The sequence below is a fragment of the uncultured Nostoc sp. genome, assembly GCF_964247315.1.
Lineage (GTDB): Bacteria > Cyanobacteriota > Cyanobacteriia > Cyanobacteriales > Nostocaceae > Nostoc.
On sequence record NZ_CAXTTT010000003.1, the window covers coordinates 1 to 17,905 of the forward strand.

Consider the following 17,905-nt stretch of genomic DNA (forward strand, 5'->3'; position numbering starts at 1 on the left):
AGCCGAGAATATAGAAGAAGCGATCGCTGCTTATAAGCAAGCACTCGAAGTATATACCAACAGCGCCTTTGCTCAATACCATGCAACAACTTTGTCAAATCTCGGCAGGTTATACCAAGACGAAAACCAGTTTGACTTAGCTTACGATACTTTTGTTGCGGCAATAGAAACAGTGGAAGCTTTGCGGGGTGAAATTGTTTCTGGCGAAGAAGCCAAGCGCAAACAAGCAGAAGAATGGAACCAACTTTATAGACGCATGGTAGAAGTTTGCCTAGCATTGGCAAAAGACACTGAGGCAATAGAATATATTGAACGTAGCAAAACCCGCAATTTAGTAGAATTGTTAATCAAAGCAGCATCAGCAAGTCAAGAAAATCTATCTTCAATTGTTAACAGCATCCGTTTTACAGAAATTCAAAACCTTTTAGACAACGAAACTGCAATCATTCAGTGGTACATCTTCACTGATTGTTTTCGCGCTTTCATCATCACTCACAACAAGTTGATAATCTGGCAATCCAAGCAACAAGACTTAGAAAATCTGGAAAATTGGATTAATAATTACCTCCAGCTTTACGGTAGCGATAAACCAAAGTGGCGTTCTCAATTAAGCGATCTACTTATTCAGCTAACTAAAATCCTCCATCTTAATCAAATAACTTCCCTCGTTCCCTCTCATTGCCACAAGTTAATTCTCATTCCCCATCGTCATTTACACCTCTTATCTTTCCACGCTATTCCCCTATCTGCTAACGACTCCTCAACACCAGAGTATTTATTTGATAAATTTCCTGGTGGTGTGAGTTATGCACCTAGTTGTCAACTGTTGAGGTTTACTCAATTCAAAGCTAAAAAATTAAATGATTCACAGTTAAATCAACAAAGTCACCTTTTTGCTATTCAAAATCCTACAAATGATTTAGACTTTACCGATATCGAAGTTGAGACAATTGCCGCAAACTTTCAACCCCACCAAATTCTCAAACATCACCAAGCCACCAAAACAGCATTAACAGCACAACCAACAAATCAAAATCTCGCCAATTCTCAATGGCTACACTTTTCTTGTCATGGATATTTTAATTTTAGTTTGCCTCTCAAATCAGGCTTACAGCTAGCCGATGCAGTGATTTCTAAAATTCCTGCTTATAGCAACTCATCTCGCTACCTACGAGTTGATGACGAAAAAATAATAGATTTAGATAAATGCCTCACCCTAGAAGATATCTTTCAATTCGACTTAAATAACTGCCGTCTTGTTTGTCTTTCTGCTTGCGAGACAGGCTTTATTGATTTTAATAACGACAGCGATGAATATATAGGTTTGGCAAGTGGCTTTATTCGTGCTGGTGCAGCCAATATTATTAGTAGCTTATGGGCAGTGAGTGATTTTCACACAGCTTTATTAATGATTAAATTTTATGAGCTTTTGCCTAATTATCAATATAATATGCCCTTGGCACTTAATCATACTCAGCAATGGCTACGTCAAGCTAATCAAACACAAATAATATATTGGCTTCAAGGTCTAGATAAAATGGAACTAGTAAAAAAACAGCAAATTATAGATTATTTAGATAAGCAATACAAACCAGAACAACAGCCATTTAAAAAGCCAGAATTCTGGGCAGCATTTTGTGCTATATCACCTGTTTTAGGCAATAGACCTCTTGCATAAGTCGAATAGACCCCCCTTAATCCCCCCTTAGAAAGGGGGGAAATAAGAAATCTTGTTCCCTCCCCTTCACAAGGGGAGGGTTAGGGAGGGGTAATTCAAGGATTTTTGCAAGAGGTCTAATAAACAATAGGCAATTGCTCATTACCCATCAAAATCAAATACAATAACATGCAATCAACACAAAAATAAACCAATGGAAGCCGATAAACTCATTCAAGCATTTACCCAAGTTGTGCGAAATCAAGATTATGTTTTCTCATCAGAAGCCATTACAGCCATTCCAGAACTACAAAAAGAACTTGCCGAATTAGAAGCCCAATCACCAGATTTATTTTCCGAAGCAATTCGCCATTGGTACATTGAATATGAAGATGTTAGAGACGCTGTACTAATTGAAGAACGAGAAATAGAGAAAGTTAGTAAAACCAAGCCAGAAGTTCAAGAAAATACTCAGGAAAATCGTTACAGAGTTGTGCAAGACGAACTTAAAAAACTGCACCAAAGAAAAATAAATCAGTCTCATAAACCATGAAAATCTATGCACCTAATATTCATTTATTCGCCTTTCAACTTTATAAAAGCGCCAATATTGACGGAACACCAACAGATAAAAACTTTCTTTGGAACACTGGTGATGAAATAGTTGACATAACCTTACACCAAGATTTACATCTCTACCAGCGTATTGATGTAAATAAAGAACCAAATAGCCCTCGTGTAGATTTACTCAAAGATACAGAAGTTATCGATGAGAACTATGCTGTCTCTTTTGACGGTATTACCCTAGACCAAAATCAAAACTTACTAATTAAAGGTTTTGCTCATCCTTTACGACTTTACGACAGCTACAGTTTATGGCTAAATCTACGTCGTCCAGAAAGAGAAAATAATAATGATACAGATGATGTAGATATCTCATTTCTACGTAAATTAAATCCAGACAACTGTCTTACTGTTAAAGATAATCCTTTATTTATCGGTCAAACTCTGCTAATTACTGGTTGGTTAACAGGTGCAAACAAAAAAATTATCCAACAAATAGCAAACGAGTGTTTAAAATCTCTATTTCCTGATAACTATCTTCTACCGCAATTGAATCGCCAAGGTGAATTATTTAGCAGTCCCATATTTGAATATGGTTTATTTAGTCAACTATCTAACTATCAGCACGTTTTAATTTGGTTATTTGCCGACGAACAAGCAGATGATAAATTTAATCAATCCTATCAAGAATTATTAGATTTATTTTTCTTCCGCGCTAAAGCTGTCAAAGCTTACAAAGATAGTAGAGAAATTTACAAACAACTAGATTTAGCCTATCGCTCTGTTGAAACAATTATTGAAAAAATACCTAAATTAGATAATACTCAAGCTAGCGAAACAGTAAATTTAACCTATTTAAAAGACCTACTAAAAGCTTTACCCCAATCATCGTTAACATACACCCGTCTGCTGCGAAATCTAGAAGAATATCAAAATACTATTGCGATTAATGCCTATAACTACGCCGAGAGATTGCAGCAGATTCATGATATAACAGGTGAAAGCATCAAGTTTCTAGAAATCTTCAGTCAAAGAAATTGCCTCTTCTTTCAACAACAAATCAATGCAGATTTAGGTTATTTCCGCCACGGTTCGGAATTATTGAGTAAAGCCATAGACTCAATTCGTGGCATAGTAGAAATAGAACAAGCCGAACGCGATCGCTCTTTAGAACGCACTATCCAAGTACTAGGTATAGCCCTTGGTGGCGGTGCAATAGTTTCTGGTATTGTCACCCAACACATAGATAAACCCTTTGCACCACAGATAAATTTCAAGTACCCAGTTCACCCCTTGGTGTCATCTTTACTTTGGAGTGTTTTAGCTACGGCGATCTTTGCTATAGCGGCGTGGTGGCTTACTCAACCGAAACCAGAAAGAAATAAATAGAAGTAGGCATTAGAGCAAGTTATCCTACTCACGCTACATCAACAGTAAGAATAATCTTGCTGTGCGATGTCTACGACGGGCTACGCCTACGCGCATTTTCGACAACTAGAAAAATTCACGCAATTTTCGGTTGATATGCGATCGCTCCTTCGAGTGAAAGCCTCGAACTATCACTCAAACTCAGTTTCGCAAAAAGCTTTTAACAAATCAATACAATTGGCGATCGCTCCTAAATGAGCAATTTCATAACCGTGGGTATTTTGGGTAGGAAATGCCAAACAAGCAGCACGCCCAACATGACCAAATTTCATCGCAATTGAAGCATCACTACCAAACTGACTCAGTATCGTTAGCTGCACTGATATATCAAGTTGCTTGGCAGATTGGCGCAGTTGTCCATTTAGCCCCTCATCATATATTCCATAAGCATCTTGAGATAAAAGTACAGGACTTTCGCCATCTTTAATCGGATATTCTTCAGATAATGGACAAATTTCTAAAGCAATCAAGGCATCCAAACGCTGATTTTGGGTAAAAAATAGCGCCCCAATTGCTCCCACTTCTTCTTTCGCCGACGCTACTAAATAAACATCGACTACTGGCTGTTTCAGATTTTCAGCCAAAGCTAGCAAAATCGCAACAGAAGCTTTGTTATCCAAAGTGTAACCAGCAATATGATCCTTTAACCGAATTGGACGCTTGCGATGTTTGCCAACCACCATTCTAGTTCCAGGTCGAATACCAGCTGCTTCTAATTCAGCAGATGTCAGCTTCGTTTCAATCCAGGCATTTTCCCACTTAACAGTAGTATCTTCCTGCTGCACTTTTTGGGGTGATTCGTGAGAAACGTGGCGAGAACCAAAGCTGAGAATACCGTTGATAGTTTCGTTATCTCCTAGTAAATCGACAACGCCTTCGCCGTAAACCCACGGGAAAGAACCCCCAAGTTTACTGACTTTGACACGACCTTCATCACCACTACTCTTGACAATTGCACCAATTTAATCTTTGTGTGCTGTAATCGCGATCGCTCCGTCTGGATTTTTCCCTGGAATCTTGGCAATAATATTATCGGCGCGATCGCACCAGACTTCTACACCCAGCGCTGCAAATCGTTGCATTAACAACTGGTTAATCTCAGTTTCTGCACCACTAGGGGAATGGTGCATGACCAATTCTTCAATAATTTCAAATAAGCGATCGTAATCCCACATCAATTAGTAGTTTAGTTTTCAACTGTTGTATGAGACAATTGTGCATCAACAACCCGACCTGCTGTCATAAGTACCGATCTTTTTTGTTGACGCTTCAGCACTCCTACCGCACCAAAAGCACTAAGGGCTAAAATTCCCAAGTTGATCGAAGGTTCAGGAACAGACTTAGCATCAATCGCCGCCAGTGCAGTATCTGCGATCACCTTATGAGCAGCGGTCGTTGGGTGGAAACCGTCCCAGATAAGAAACTTGTTGTTACCTGGGTTACATATATCTGGTCTAGATAGACAAGACTCGGTTACATTCGTAAAACCCAATGCGCTTGCCTGATTAAATAAAGAATAAGTGTCAATAGAGACGATGTTGAGATTCGGGTTTTGACTCAAAGCGCTCACACTTTCTGCTAAACCCAAGTTAAACTCACTAGTCGATTTACTAAGGGTTGTAGGGTTGCGATCGTTGATTTTAGCTGCTGGTAGCTGTCCCAAATCTGGCAAGTTAAACACCAAAATATTTTTCGCGCCGACTCCTACTAGAGTATTCAATGCCAGAGATATATTACTGATTGGCGTGGTCGAGTCTTCAGGGTTGAGAAAAAAGAAATCATTCGCGCCTCCCCACAATGTATAAAGTGCATCTGGATCAGCAGTTTGATTATTTGCTTGCAGAGTTCCAGCAAAACCAAGGACTTGTTTGAGCACTCCCGGTAATCCGACATTGGGAAGGACAGCATTATCTAACCCAGAGCTAGCACCACCGAAAGCGAAGTTTATCCCTTGGGTAGGAGGTGTAGAAGGAATAGTAGTGAATAAAGTGGGCTTTAATCCTAGCTGATCTCCGAGATAATCTACCCAGATCGGCCCATCTGAAAAACGTCCTTCAAAGTAAGGTGGGCTTTGAGGGTATGTTTTACCCGTAGCATTATATATATTGCCTGTATCCGAAAGACTATCGCCAAATACATAAAGCCGATCAAAGCTCACAGCCGAGGCTTTGGTCGGCAACATGAAAGAGAATAGAACAAATCCTGCTGCTACAGCTTGTTTTTTCATATTTGTTTTACCTGTGGTCTTTTTAATTTGTTTAAAAGCAATGAAAGGGCGATAGTCTGAGAACTTACTTTTTTGAGATACTTCCAAACTAAGTACGTCTATTGAGTTAATTTACGTTGTTTTACTTAACTATGCCTCAAAAATTCATCAAACACAGGTAAAAACGCTTAAAACACTTAGATTTACATTTTATTGATGAAAAATAGGTATATTACAAAGAAATAGCGAAATTTATATATTAAAGGGCGGAATTGCCCACTTTTATGCTGATGGTGGACTAACCGCAACTAAATCAGGTAGACCGTCGTAGACATAGCTTTAACTTTGCTTTAATTTCAAAGCCTCAGTAGCCGATACACCCTCACCCTGGCTGCCGAAATACCACAAAGCCGTAGCAGCCTCAGCACGAGTTACTGGTTTTTTGGGTTGAAACAGAGTCGTATAACCAAACACCCGCCGAATATTCGATTGTTCGCCATTCTGGTAATCAGCTAACACTGCTCTTAAAGCCTTAGGGTCAATTCGTGCTGCGTCTTGAAAACCCCAGGTTTGTTTAACCGCATCTAAGTTAGCAGAGGGTAAAGCTTGGCGAGTATCCAGAGGTAATTTCCATAGCAATAACTGTTCTCGCGTTAGAGGTGCATCAGGACGAAACAAAACTACTGTAGAATCCCCAGACAAAGAACTAGGAATTAATCCAGCTTCGGCTAATCCCTGAATTGCTGGAAAATCAGGGTCTTTTGCCGACACATCACTAAAAGCTGGTTGAGTACTTTCTGATGCCAAACGAATCTGTTTAGCTGGATTGTTGGCATATACAGCATTGTTAGCAGCAATTAGCCAACGGGCGTATTCTCGATGTGTAAGGATTTTACCGGGTTCAAACTGGTTAGTTGTGTTAGTAGAGTTGCTCTTAGTTGTCTTTGCTTCTATAGATAAAACACCTAATGCAGCCAAGTCTTGGATATGTTGCCGCAATTCTTGCGATACCTTATTCAGATCGTTAAATACCTGAGATTTATGTGTCGTGGCAGTAGGGATTGTTTGATTATTAGCTGTGCTTGGTGTCTGTGCTGCCAAGTTTGCGGGTGGTATTGGGCCAATGAACTGTGAATTGCCCGGTTGAGGAACAGCGTTAGTAGTTTCGTTAGGATTTGTAGTTGAGGTAGGTTGTGCCGTTGCAGTACTATTCGGTACGTAATCAATCAGTAATTCAGTGGCTGTTTGGGGTTGATTGGGTGTGGCATTAGTAACTGATTGAGGCTGAATGGAAACCTTCAACAGCAAATCATTACGGCGTGCCTCAAAAGCACCTCCCGCATCATCTGTTGGCTGTTGTAAAATCTGCCAGTTATTTGTTTGAAACTGGCTGCGATAAAAACTAGCAATAAAATTACTGGGGTCAGAACTTAACCAACGAGTTGAGATTTTGTTTTCTGAGCCGCTAGCAGGTGTAACTTCCTGTAGTTTGGCATTGGAATATAAGGGTATATCTTTAGGAAAATCAGATGGTAACTGAACTGCTAATTGATTTTGCTGTGCTTGCGGTTGATTACCTTGAGATTCTCTAAACACAACTCCATCGCTTTGCAGTTTCGGATCTGCCGCCAAAGATTCTTCAAGGTTTTTAGCGACTGGACTATTAGCACAGGCTGTTAACGAAGTAAGTAGAACAGCCCAAATTAAAAATACAGCTGGATGTTTACAGGGAAGCACAGGAAATCACAAATTGAGTTTCAATTCCTACCCTAGCGCAGACTGTCCATTAAATGGGAATGGGGTATGGGGCATGGAAAATAGACAAGGTAAACAAGGGAAAGACTTGTTCAATAATTCTCCGTTATCCCCTCGTCTCTCCTGCTTTCTTCTGACTCTATACATCACCAAAAGACACTACCGACTCACTACGTCTTCTTCGTAAATGTCTATGTTGGCGATCATATCTCCAAAAATGAGTAAACGGTAGCAAAAGCTACCGTATCGTCTTCGTTTTACAGCCATTAGGTTTTGATAATTCCTATGCTTATTTATAGAGTTCCCTAAAATTCTGGAAAACTAACATTTTTGGGAAAAAACATAAATAAACCTGAAATCCTTGCTATATAAGAGTTTTATGTGTTGGTAGTTTGTCGTAAGGACTTTAGGATTTAGATGAGGACTAGAGCCACCGACTACAAACCGATCGATACTAGATTGTGAACCAATTTTTCAGAGAGTTATCTAAACATCCAAGTTGTAGAGCAGATAACTAATTGATAACTGGTCAAAAAACAGTTTAGCTAGCAAAACCTTGAATCTACTTCCAGATGCACTAGTTGTAATGCGATCGCCAAACAACTGAAGTGATAGACTAGGAATAAAGCTCCCCTTGGCCTCGCCCAAAAAGGAAAATAGATCGAGTGAACTAACACTGGCTGACAATCGATTCTGAAAATTATTCATTTGACGATGGTAATGTGAGTCAGACAATAGCTGAAAAATGCCAGTGTTAAACAATTCTAGGAACTTAGCGTAAGTTCGTTATTCTTGGCAAGTGGGGTAATAGGTAAAGCAGTCAAGTGTCGCAGCAGTTTCCCTATCTCTAAATTGATTTTCTGGAAAAAGTGCTACTTGTGCTGTAGTCAAGAGTTTATTAATAGCCTCGAAAGCAGTGAGTGCTTCCTCTAAAAGTGCGAAGTTTACCGCCGTAGGCATCGCCTCTATAGTTATCCAAAACTTTCCCTCAATCAACCCATCCCCTGTTATTCTTGGATAGGGCTGTGGTTATTTTAGGAAAGCTGGAAGGTGCGCTTCGCAAGTTATAGAAGTAGTACAGAGTTGGCTTTGGCTTTGGCTGTTTGTCCCAATCCTAGTTAATGATTGGCTAGAAGCAAAAAAGACACTTCATAAAACGCACTGGCGGTTGAGAAAACCCTCTATAAACTTGGTCTGAACAGTTAACAGCTTCCTGATAGATTAGATACAATGAGCATCTGTGTTTTGTTGGGCGATCGCTTGCTCAAAGCGAGTACTCAAATTAACATGGTGCTGCACTAGCCGATTTGACATAGTATTAAACCTTTCACCTGCTGACTTTGGGAAAATTTTTGATTCAGGGCAAATTAAGACTTATATTCAAGGGGCTTGGGTGTTTCTTGGAGATAAAGTTAACCAAAAGGGAGTAAAAAGCTGAAAAAGATATGTCTGATGTCAAAAACCCAGATCGGATAGGAGTATGAAAATCTAAAATAGATATTAAGAAGAAAAAACAACGACCATCGACAACCGTCCGTCCTTTTTACTTTCTGTAAAGCGTCACCGGGTTGTTACCAGTGCTGAAACACGATTACATGCAAGTTTCCCAGGATCAGCCTACTTATTCTGAGGCTCCACTCCAGCTGTTACTGTTTGTCGATGGACGCCCCAAGTCCCGTCAACAGGTACAGCGAATACGTGCTTACTTAAAAGAATTACAGGCTGAGTATAGTTTTGAACTTCAAACTATTGATGTTGGTCAACAACCTTACTTAGCAGAACACTTTAAGTTGGTAGCAACGCCAGCTTTAATCAAAATTCACCCGGAACCACGACAGGTTTTGGCTGGAAGTAATATCATAGCGCAATTGAAAAACTGGTGGCCTCGCTGGCAAGCCGCTGTAGACGCCTATTTGAAATTACAGGAAGACTTACAAGAACGGATAGACGATACTGTTAGGGCAACATCACCCAAATCCACTATCCGTTCAGTTGCTGTTTCTGCCGAACTCATCCGACTCTCAGACGAGATTTTTCGCTTGAAACAGGAAAAAGATAACCTCCAAGAGCAGCTACAGTTTAAAGATCGGGTGATTGGGATGCTGGCACACGATCTCCGTAATCCGCTAACTGCTGCCGCGATCGCCATCGAAACTCTCCAATCTAACTATAATTTAGAGACAGGCCAATTTCAGCGCCTCAAACCATCCTTGACAGCGCATCTATTAAAACAAGCCCGTAATCAAACTAAGATCATTGATCGGATGATTGCCGACCTTTTGCAGGTAGGTCGTGGCAAAGATACAGAATTTCGTATACTACCACAAAAGGTACAGCTAGGTAAACTGTGCTTAGATGTACTAGAAGAATTGTGCGATCGCTACACGGCCAAATCCCAAGAGGTCGAAACAGATATTCCCAATGACTTACCTTATGTATATGCTGACCCACAACGCATCCGACAAGTGCTAGTAAATCTGTTGGATAATGCCATCAAATACACCCCAGAAGGTGGCAAGATTAGCATCGCCGGATTGCACCGCACTACCCAAAAAGTTCAGTTTAGTATTGGCGATACTGGGCCTGGTATTCCTGTAGAGAATCGCAATCGCATCTTTGAAAACCACTTCCGCCTGCAACGGGATGAAGGTACAGAAGGTTACGGCATTGGCCTTTGTTTATGCCAACGCATCGTTCTGGCACACTATGGACAAATTTGGGTGGATTCTGCCCCCAATAACGGAGCATGGTTTCACTTCACACTGCCAGTTTATCCTTCTTAGGTATTGAGTATGGAGCATTTGGCATGGGGCAAAACAGTTTCGTTAGCGTCAGCGGGGCGTTTAGCCCGTTTCGAGTTCCTCGGCAAGCGAGTAAAGAAGTGAGATTCCCCACTCAGCACTCAGCACTCAGCACTCAGCACTCTTGAAGGGCATTGGGCATTGGTAAAAAAACTAGCAATACTTAATGACTAATGACAATTAAGAACTTGAGACAAAGCGATCGCGTCCTCCGGCCTTTGCTTGGTAGAGTGCTTTATCTGCCAGCACGATCAACTCTGAAGGTGAAGATTCCCAAGTCGGGACAACAGTTGCCACGCCCATACTGAGAGTGACGTGCTGACTCACCGCAGAATCGTCATGAACAATTTGCAAATCTTTGATTCCCGCTTGGATCGTGGCGGCAACGTAAAGTGCGCCAGATGCAGGAGTGTATGGCATAATCACAGCAAATTCTTCGCCACCATAACGCGCTACTAAATCCTGATGTTTTTGTGCCTTAAGGCTTAAGACAGCACCCACCTTTTGTAAACATACATCCCCTGCCGGATGGCCATATTTATCATTATAAAACTTAAAAAAGTCGATATCACACAAAATCATTGACAAGGGAGATTCTTTTTGTGCGAGATTAATCCACTGAGTATTGAGATAATCGTCAAAGCGGCGACGATTAGCCAACTCAGTTAAGCCATCTACATTGGCAAGGTGATGCAAAGCTTGGTGTGCTGCCTCTAATTGTTTGTATACTTGCGCTTGCTTTAGCAGTCCGTGCAACCGCTGGCGTAATACAGGCCAGTGAATTGGCTTAGTGACATAATCAGTTGCTCCTACTTTAAAAGCATGGTTTACGGATTCCTCATCGTCCAAGCATGTGATCATCAATATGGGAGTGCGCTCCCACATCTGAGAGATCACAGTATTGTTAATGTCTGAGTCAGTATCAAAGGTTGCAACGGCTGATTTTAAATTATTCTTGGCAATCTGGCGCAAGTACCTACAGCAGGTAAAGCCATCCATCACAGGCATTAGAGCATCTAGCAAAACTATATCCGGTTTGATAGTCTGGTAAGCATCTAAACATTGCTTACCATCATTGACCTCGACCACTCGATAATCTTCTTGTTCCATAAATTTACGCAAGAATGCTCGGATATCTTTGTCATCATCAGCCACCAGAATCAGTGGCTGTTGCTTAGTATGAACAGAAGATGGGTTTATGCCTGACATGAGTTGCCTTCCACTTGCGAGACTATCCTGAAAAAGGGTGTGCAACTTGATCGCATGGGGGCGATCGCTGTTTTCATCAATGCCAGGATTTGCGGCAAAGGTATGTCTGGCTTCACAATCAACTGTTTTTTGACAATAGACTGCTCAATGTTGTTGGGCCAAGCAAGCGGTAGATAAATAAGTTGCATAGACAATCTGTAATTGGAACACGAAGGCAATTGCTACCTTTTTGTTCAGCGATGATTATGGGAGGAAGTGTTACTTTTATATTTCCCTATTGTTAAAGTCAAATTACGATTTTTTTTAAAATTACAAATACACACCTTAATTTTTTAGTTGTGTAGTTAGTTGAGAAACCTAGCGATCCTGAGCAAGGCAATTGCCAAAGTATCCTCAGAAGATAGTTAATACTAAATACTAATATCACCTAACTGAAATTTCTATAGTCTATTCGACAAGGCTTGCTGAGATTTAGTATAATTACATAAGATTGAGATTAAACTTAGTTTAAAGCTTTATTTGCAAGTGACTCTATAACAATTTCGTTCTAGCCATAAACCCCCCAGAACTACAGTTTTGTAGATCATACTCAATTCTGTTTTAACGGACTATAAATTTTTATCAGTCGTTTTTAGACAAATGAGTGCTATAAACCTATTGACATTCGCTAAATCTTTAAAATGCCAGACTCATTAATGTATCAGCAGGATAATTTTGTTGTTCTCGAAACAAATCAACCAGAACAATTTATGACACCATCAGAATTATTAGAAAAACTCAAAACGACTCTTCAACAACTCATAATTCCAGATTTGCCGCCTGACTTGCAAAAATTTGATACTGTGGAAGCTCAAGCACAATATTTACTTGACACTAGCTGCAAATTAGATATTAGCCCTGGGCAATATTTACAGTGGTACGCAGTTCGTTTAGAAAAGTAAGTTTTTGGTTAAGTACTTAAGAGAAGCCCAAAAAATTTTAAGATTTTTAAGTAAAAGTTGCTGCCCAGATTCCCGACTTCTTGAAGAAGTCGGGGATATAAATCGTGGTTAAAGGAATTCCAAAAAGAATAATTACTTAATTCATAATTCATAGTTAAAGACACTGTACAGTAGGCCACATACTCATCAAGAATTTAGTGGTCAACAAGAGAATGGAGAGTACAGGAGTTAGCACTAATTGTAATTATGAATTATTAATTATGTTGACTGTTGTAAAAATATGGGTGACAACAAGTCATAAAGGAATGAAGTTTGGGTAACGATAATTTTTGCTTTTGACTACTGACTAGTGATTCTTTTTGAGTATTGATTAGCGCTAGCTCAATCGATAATTTTTGCTCTTTACCACAAAGAAAAAGGTACAAACCCCTAAATTTATTTATGGAAAAATAAAAAATGTATTTCGAGACGCACAGCGCAAGAAATACAGCGTCCTTGTTACAAGCCCCATTATTTATTTATGGGGTTCAAAATGTTTGACTTTTGACTTTTGACTTTTGACTTCCCCGAAGGGGTTGACTATTGACTACTGACTAGTGATTCTTTTTGAGTATTGATTAGCGCTAGCTCAATTGTATTTTCAGATGGCTGCGTTATTTGAACTTCCAATCCAGGGCCAAAATAATTGGTCATTTTTTCATGCTTTTTTTGCCATACATCAATTGGTATTAATGGTGAATCAAATTCTAAAATTAGGATATAGTTCCCATTAACTTCTGTTTCTCGTAACCCTGTGACTGTTGGCCGTTCCTGGTCAGTGGGACTCAAACCCAGAAAAGAAAGTGTTGTATCTAGATGAGCATCTTGACCGTAGCAATATCGGGTGATGTCTTTGCGAATTTTATTTTGCGTATCAGTTGCTTGCTGCTGGCGCAGTATCAATGCTGACGGTGACGTAGTTTGGGTAAATGGTACTGGCTTAAGTTCATTAGCTTTTAGTGCCAGCCCTCCCAATAATAGAGGAATCCCGTAAAAAAATCCGACAAGATTGAGTGTGGCATTATTATTAGCATAGGCGACGAAGCCAATGATGGTTAATATGCCACCGATAGTTAGACCGAGTGTTCCTAAAGAGATTTGGCGTAGCATGAGCTTAAATTAGTATAAAGTCTGAATACCTTAGTTTTATTATCATCGGCTATGAGCAACAAATTAGGAAAGAACATCATCCCCAGGCGCCTGTATTTAACTAATCCTAAATTGCCATATTAAGGCGGTTATAAACCCCATGCCAGTTGCTAAATAGCCGGAAGGGAACACGCCAAGAGCGAACAATTCAGGCATTGCCGCCCAAAGCACTGGCTTCGTTTAAACGAGACTTTACTCACCTTTGTCTTTGTGATTTTCAAACACTCAATTTTTCCTTAGTCTACATTCGTGCAGCATCTCGCAGGGAAAGCAAGTGGCTCTAAGTACACAGTTTCGTAAATTCGTGACCAATTGAGGGTTTGAGTTTAAACGCAGAGGGACGCAGAGTATAGCGCAGAGGAGCGCAAAGTTTGTTTGAATCCATTCGCTACGAACTTCAGGGTTAGCTGTACTAAATTGACTACTGAGGGCGTATAGTGTCCCAGAATATTAGATTTTGAGTTAACTTTAAATTTAAAGGTAGTTAAAGATAGGAAAAAAATAATGGATCTACAGACTATAAAAGAACGAATTGTAGCAGTTCAAAGTAAACGCGATTACCTATTAAGCTTACTGGAACAACCAAACCTCGGAACTTTGAGAATTGACGTAAATCAGGCTTTGGAAGAACTGGATGAACTAATTGATGAATTTAGACGCACCATTCCGGTAGAGTAGAATTTATCAAAAATTACGTCGGTTTAACCTCAACTTCAGGCTAGACCGACGTTATTCAGTAGTATCATGTCTTTAAATCCCCAGAATTGAACTAAGCCTGAGTTGGCGAAGCAATAATCACTGCATCATTTATCCTGCCACTTAACCATCTCCGGCACGCTGACCCAGCTGCCTAACTAAGGCAATAAGTTCGCTTGTAGGTACATCTTTCTTGCAAACGTCATCAAAGCTAGACATTGCCTTTGAACCGTGAAAATTTACGTCTTCCACTGATGAGTAAGCAAGTATCTGGGTATTCGGAGATATAGCTTTAATGTGACTAGACGCACTCCACCCATCCATGACTGGCATTTGTAAATCTAGAACAATTACATCAGGATGGCAACGTTTAACCATTTCTATAGCTTCTTCACCATTACTGGCTAAACCTACTACTTGAATATTTTCCTGGCAAGAAAAAACCAACTGTAAGGTTAAGCGAGTCAGTTCGTGGTCATCAACTACTAAAACACGCAAGGTAGAAAGCTCGCAGGATAACATTAACATTGAGGGGAAAGACAAATTTATTTAGAATAACCTTTCCAGTTTATGAGAACAAGTGCCAGCACTGACTCTATCCTATGGTTGAATAACTTGTGTGAACCTATGATGATAAACAACTTAGACAACTGCTCAAAAAATTCAATTTTTCCAAAAAAAACTAAGTTGAGCTAGTTGTCAAGGTATAAGAACTTATTTTTTAATCAATCAGGTTGGGACTACACCAGTTGAGCGTAATGCCATGTTCATGAGAATTTTTTGTGAATTAGCTTCTGGAGAATCATCATAAGGACGCCGTTGAATGTAAGTACCATCAGCTTGTAATTCCCAAGCTTGGCGATTATCTGCGAGCATAATTCCCATAATTTCTTGCAAATCTTTAGCAATATCTGGGTCTTTTACTGGGGTAATTACTTCGACTCGGCGATCCAGGTTGCGGCGCATCCAGTCAGCACTGCCGATATAAATTTCCTCCTGTGTATTGTTATGAAAATAATAAATCCGAGAGTGTTCTAAAAAGCGACCAACAATACTGATAATGCGAATGTTTTCACTAATGTCTTTGATTCCTGGACGTAAACAACAAACACCCCTAACAATTAAGTCGATTTGCACTCCGGCGCGGGAAGCTTCGTATAAAGTGGCAATAATTTCTGGATCGACTAGGGCATTCATTTTGGCAACAATGCGTCCAGAAAATCCATTTTGAACATTTTCGATTTCGCGGTGAATTAGTGCTAAAAAGCGATCGCGCATATTCACAGGCGCAACCAGCAACTGTCGATAAGATTTTTGCAGGGAATATCCTGTTAAGAAATTAAATAAATCTGTAATGTCAGCACCCAATTCTTCACGGCAACTAAACAATCCCAAATCTGTATACAGTCGTGCCGTTTTCTGGTTATAGTTACCTGTGCCAATATGCACGTAGCGACGTATCCGGTCTTTTTCGCGTCGTACTACCATGACGGTTTTACTATGGGTTTTTAGCCCGACTAAACCATAGACGACATGAACTCCAACTCTTTCTAGTCGTTTTGCCCAGTAAATATTATTCTCCTCATCAAATCGCGCCTTTAATTCCACCAGCACAGATACCTGCTTGCCATTTTCAGCAGCGGCAATTAAGGCGTTGACGATGGGCGAGTCACCAGAAGTCCGGTAAAGGGTCATCTTAATGGCTAACACATTCGGATCGTAGGCAGCATGGGTAATAAAGCGCACTACTGTAGCCGAAAAGGATTGATAGGGATGGTGTACTAGTAAATCTTTTTCTCGAATTACAGCAAAAAAGTCTTTTCCTTCGTCCGTCTCCAGCGCATCTGGGTCTAAACTCGGTTCTCTCAGCCTTTGCAGGCGTAACGGTACAACAGATTGGCGTGGTGGATCTTTGAGTTCCGGCAATGGTAAGGACATAAAGTACATTAAATCCCGCAGTCCCAAAAGACCATCCACCTCGTAAACATCATTTTCTGTTAATTCCAAATCATGCAATAATCGCGATCGCACGATTTCAGGAGTTTGGGATTGAATTTCTAGCCGGACTGGACTACCACCCAGGCGCCGTTTTCGCAATTCCTGTTCGATCGCTAACAACAAATCATCTGCTTCATCTTCTTCTAAGACCAAATCGGCATCACGAGTAATGCGGAACGGATGATATTCTTGAATGTTCATCCCTGGAAATAGAGATTCCAAGTTATGAGCGATCGCCTGTTCTAAGGGTACTCCAGTCCAATGGGCAGGTTTTTCGCTGTTCTGATCTCCCAACTCAGGCGGTATCGGTAAAAATCGTGGTAGAACACTAGGGACTTTGATTCTGGCAAAGAATTCTTCTTCGGTATCTGGGTTCTTGACCACAACAGCCAGATTCAGACTGAGATTAGAAATAAAAGGAAACGGATGACTAGGATCGACAGCCAGAGGAGTCAAAACTGGAAAAACTTGTTCCTCAAAATAGCTGTTGAGATGAGTCCGCTGCTTTTGATTCAAATCTATGTAATTCAGAATATAAATGCCATGACTTACTAGTAGAGGACGAAGTACTTCCTCAAAATGTTGATGCTGTTTCTGAAAGTGGGGAGTGAGGGTAGACCGAATATCATCTAGCTGTTGTTGTGGTGTGCGACCATCGGGAGTTAACAGGCTAACTTTTGCCTCTACTTGTTGTTTTAAACCAGCAACGCGCACCATGAAAAACTCATCCAAATTAGAGTTAAATATTCCCAAAAACTTGAGGCGTTCTAGAAGTGGGGTGCGATCGTCACAGGCTTCATGTAATACTCTGGCATTAAATTCTAACCAGCTTAACTCCCGGTTAAGATAATATTGTGGATCGCTGAGATTGATGGGGGTAGAGCTTTTCTTTGATTTTGCCATAATGACCTAAAGGCAGGCAGAAGTAGCCCATTGAACTGGGGGACAATAAATATAGTAAGTTAAATGGGGCTTGAGCGTAACGCTGAGGCAATGGTTAGCCATAGCGACCTATTCTAGTCGGTTCTAATTGTGTAAAATACAGATTTTTCGTAGGGTAGTGCTACCCTACAATGCTATTGCATCCACATGATAATTACTATGTGACTTCCAACTAAAAAATATCAAACTATTTCTTGTGGGATGGGCGTCTTGCCTGTTTTATAGCGCTTGGAGTTGATATGGTATGGGCATTTCTAAAAATTTCTGACTAATTATCAAGCCCAGTTTACAGAGAATTTTGGTATTAGAGGCAGTCTAAAGTCGTACTTGTGGTGTTTTTTAGATTTGGTTTTTCAAAATACAAACCTTGTTAAGCTTTGCCACAACTGCCATACAGACATTAACTAGGTAAAAGTAAATGGGAGAAACCCCGAAGTTTGTACATGGGTTGAATAGCATTTACATCAGTATATACACATAATCTGTTTTTTATTGATCTATAAATATTGATACCAAACTC

At 40.2% G+C, this 17,905-nt stretch carries 15 protein-coding genes and 1 pseudogene; 6 read left to right on the plus strand and 10 right to left on the minus strand.

The window, feature by feature from the left end; genetic code table 11:
- The 3 genes from ACFE93_RS01550 to ACFE93_RS01560 all read left to right on the plus strand — a co-directional run.
- A partial coding sequence (locus ACFE93_RS01550) for a CHAT domain-containing protein (RefSeq protein ID WP_375471706.1) occupies positions 1-1,678 on the plus strand: 1,678 nt, incomplete at its 5' end.
- A gap of 193 nt (positions 1,679-1,871) precedes the next feature.
- The gene (locus tag ACFE93_RS01555; protein WP_375471707.1) at positions 1,872-2,210 is read left to right on the plus strand and encodes a hypothetical protein; all 339 of its coding nucleotides are present in this window, start codon (positions 1,872-1,874) and stop codon (positions 2,208-2,210) included.
- Positions 2,207-3,610 carry a hypothetical protein gene (locus tag ACFE93_RS01560; RefSeq protein ID WP_375471708.1) on the plus strand — a complete coding sequence of 468 codons (1,404 nt, stop codon included), beginning with the start codon at positions 2,207-2,209 and terminating at the stop codon, positions 3,608-3,610. Before ACFE93_RS01555 ends, ACFE93_RS01560 begins: the two co-directional genes overlap by 4 nt.
- A gap of 170 nt (positions 3,611-3,780) precedes the next feature.
- Here the strand turns inward: ACFE93_RS01560 and ACFE93_RS01565 are convergent.
- From ACFE93_RS01565 to ACFE93_RS01585, 5 genes and pseudogenes are all read right to left on the minus strand, one after another.
- Positions 3,781-4,824, minus strand: a pseudogene (locus ACFE93_RS01565) (M42 family metallopeptidase).
- A gap of 11 nt (positions 4,825-4,835) precedes the next feature.
- Entirely contained in the window at positions 4,836-5,876 is a 1,041-nt protein-coding gene (locus tag ACFE93_RS01570) for an SGNH/GDSL hydrolase family protein (protein ID WP_375471709.1), read from the minus strand.
- 318 nt (positions 5,877-6,194) lie between these two features.
- Complete coding sequence (locus ACFE93_RS01575) at positions 6,195-7,592, minus strand: S-layer homology domain-containing protein (RefSeq protein WP_375471710.1); 1,398 nt, start codon at positions 7,590-7,592, stop codon at positions 6,195-6,197.
- A gap of 504 nt (positions 7,593-8,096) precedes the next feature.
- Positions 8,097-8,345 (minus strand): hypothetical protein, encoded by a 249-nt coding sequence (locus ACFE93_RS01580; RefSeq protein ID WP_375471711.1) that lies wholly within the window; start codon positions 8,343-8,345, stop codon positions 8,097-8,099.
- Between the two features lie 51 nt (positions 8,346-8,396).
- Entirely contained in the window at positions 8,397-8,570 is a 174-nt protein-coding gene (locus ACFE93_RS01585; protein ID WP_375471712.1) for a hypothetical protein, read from the minus strand.
- A 617-nt stretch (positions 8,571-9,187) separates the two neighbouring features.
- On the opposite strand from ACFE93_RS01585, the gene ACFE93_RS01590 reads away from it, so the two are divergent.
- Positions 9,188-10,393, plus strand: a complete 1,206-nt coding sequence (locus tag ACFE93_RS01590; RefSeq protein ID WP_375471713.1) for a histidine kinase — start codon at positions 9,188-9,190, stop codon at positions 10,391-10,393.
- 198 nt (positions 10,394-10,591) lie between these two features.
- On the opposite strand, the gene ACFE93_RS01595 is transcribed toward ACFE93_RS01590, so the two are convergent.
- Together ACFE93_RS01595 and ACFE93_RS01600 are read right to left on the minus strand one after the other, a co-directional pair.
- Entirely contained in the window at positions 10,592-11,620 is a 1,029-nt protein-coding gene (locus tag ACFE93_RS01595; RefSeq protein WP_375471714.1) for a diguanylate cyclase domain-containing protein, read from the minus strand.
- Positions 11,608-11,808, minus strand: coding sequence for a hypothetical protein (locus ACFE93_RS01600; RefSeq protein WP_375471715.1), 201 nt, complete (start codon positions 11,806-11,808; stop codon positions 11,608-11,610). The genes ACFE93_RS01595 and ACFE93_RS01600 overlap by 13 nt, the downstream gene beginning before the upstream one ends.
- Positions 11,809-12,300: 492 nt before the next feature.
- Here ACFE93_RS01600 and ACFE93_RS01605 point away from each other — a divergent pair, with 492 nt between their 5' ends.
- Entirely contained in the window at positions 12,301-12,561 is a 261-nt protein-coding gene (locus ACFE93_RS01605) for a chlororespiratory reduction protein 7 (protein WP_375471716.1), read from the plus strand.
- A 579-nt stretch (positions 12,562-13,140) separates the two neighbouring features.
- On the opposite strand, the gene ACFE93_RS01610 is transcribed toward ACFE93_RS01605, so the two are convergent.
- Positions 13,141-13,710, minus strand: coding sequence for a DUF2854 domain-containing protein (locus ACFE93_RS01610; RefSeq protein ID WP_375471717.1), 570 nt, complete (start codon positions 13,708-13,710; stop codon positions 13,141-13,143).
- Positions 13,711-14,253: 543 nt separating this feature from the next.
- Between ACFE93_RS01610 and ACFE93_RS01615 the strand changes: the two genes are divergently transcribed.
- On the plus strand, positions 14,254-14,427 hold the full coding sequence (locus ACFE93_RS01615) for a hypothetical protein (protein WP_199784779.1): 174 nt from the start codon (positions 14,254-14,256) through the stop codon (positions 14,425-14,427).
- A gap of 141 nt (positions 14,428-14,568) precedes the next feature.
- Here the strand turns inward: ACFE93_RS01615 and ACFE93_RS01620 are convergent, their stop codons facing one another.
- Entirely contained in the window at positions 14,569-14,973 is a 405-nt protein-coding gene (locus ACFE93_RS01620) for a response regulator transcription factor (protein ID WP_375471807.1), read from the minus strand.
- 201 nt (positions 14,974-15,174) lie between these two features.
- Complete coding sequence (ppk1, locus tag ACFE93_RS01625) at positions 15,175-17,346, minus strand: polyphosphate kinase 1 (protein WP_375471718.1); 2,172 nt, start codon at positions 17,344-17,346, stop codon at positions 15,175-15,177.
- Positions 17,347-17,905 lie beyond the last annotated feature (559 nt).

What these genes read in the sequence shown, in the direction of transcription:
- ACFE93_RS01615 (WP_199784779.1), top strand. Translation starts at nt 14,254, where the DNA reads ATGGATCTACAGACTATAAAAGAACGAATTGTAGCAGTTCAAAGTAAA.
- ppk1 (WP_375471718.1), bottom strand. Translation starts at nt 17,346, where the DNA reads ATGGCAAAATCAAAGAAAAGCTCTACCCCCATCAATCTCAGCGATCCA.
- ACFE93_RS01560 (WP_375471708.1), top strand. Translation starts at nt 2,207, where the DNA reads ATGAAAATCTATGCACCTAATATTCATTTATTCGCCTTTCAACTTTAT.
- ACFE93_RS01555 (WP_375471707.1), top strand. Translation starts at nt 1,872, where the DNA reads ATGGAAGCCGATAAACTCATTCAAGCATTTACCCAAGTTGTGCGAAAT.
- ACFE93_RS01585 (WP_375471712.1), bottom strand. Translation starts at nt 8,570, where the DNA reads ATGCCTACGGCGGTAAACTTCGCACTTTTAGAGGAAGCACTCACTGCT.
- ACFE93_RS01610 (WP_375471717.1), bottom strand. Translation starts at nt 13,710, where the DNA reads ATGCTACGCCAAATCTCTTTAGGAACACTCGGTCTAACTATCGGTGGC.
- ACFE93_RS01600 (WP_375471715.1), bottom strand. Translation starts at nt 11,808, where the DNA reads ATGCAACTTATTTATCTACCGCTTGCTTGGCCCAACAACATTGAGCAG.
- ACFE93_RS01570 (WP_375471709.1), bottom strand. Translation starts at nt 5,876, where the DNA reads ATGAAAAAACAAGCTGTAGCAGCAGGATTTGTTCTATTCTCTTTCATG.
- ACFE93_RS01595 (WP_375471714.1), bottom strand. Translation starts at nt 11,620, where the DNA reads ATGTCAGGCATAAACCCATCTTCTGTTCATACTAAGCAACAGCCACTG.
- ACFE93_RS01620 (WP_375471807.1), bottom strand. Translation starts at nt 14,973, where the DNA reads ATGTTAATGTTATCCTGCGAGCTTTCTACCTTGCGTGTTTTAGTAGTT.
- ACFE93_RS01605 (WP_375471716.1), top strand. Translation starts at nt 12,301, where the DNA reads ATGCCAGACTCATTAATGTATCAGCAGGATAATTTTGTTGTTCTCGAA.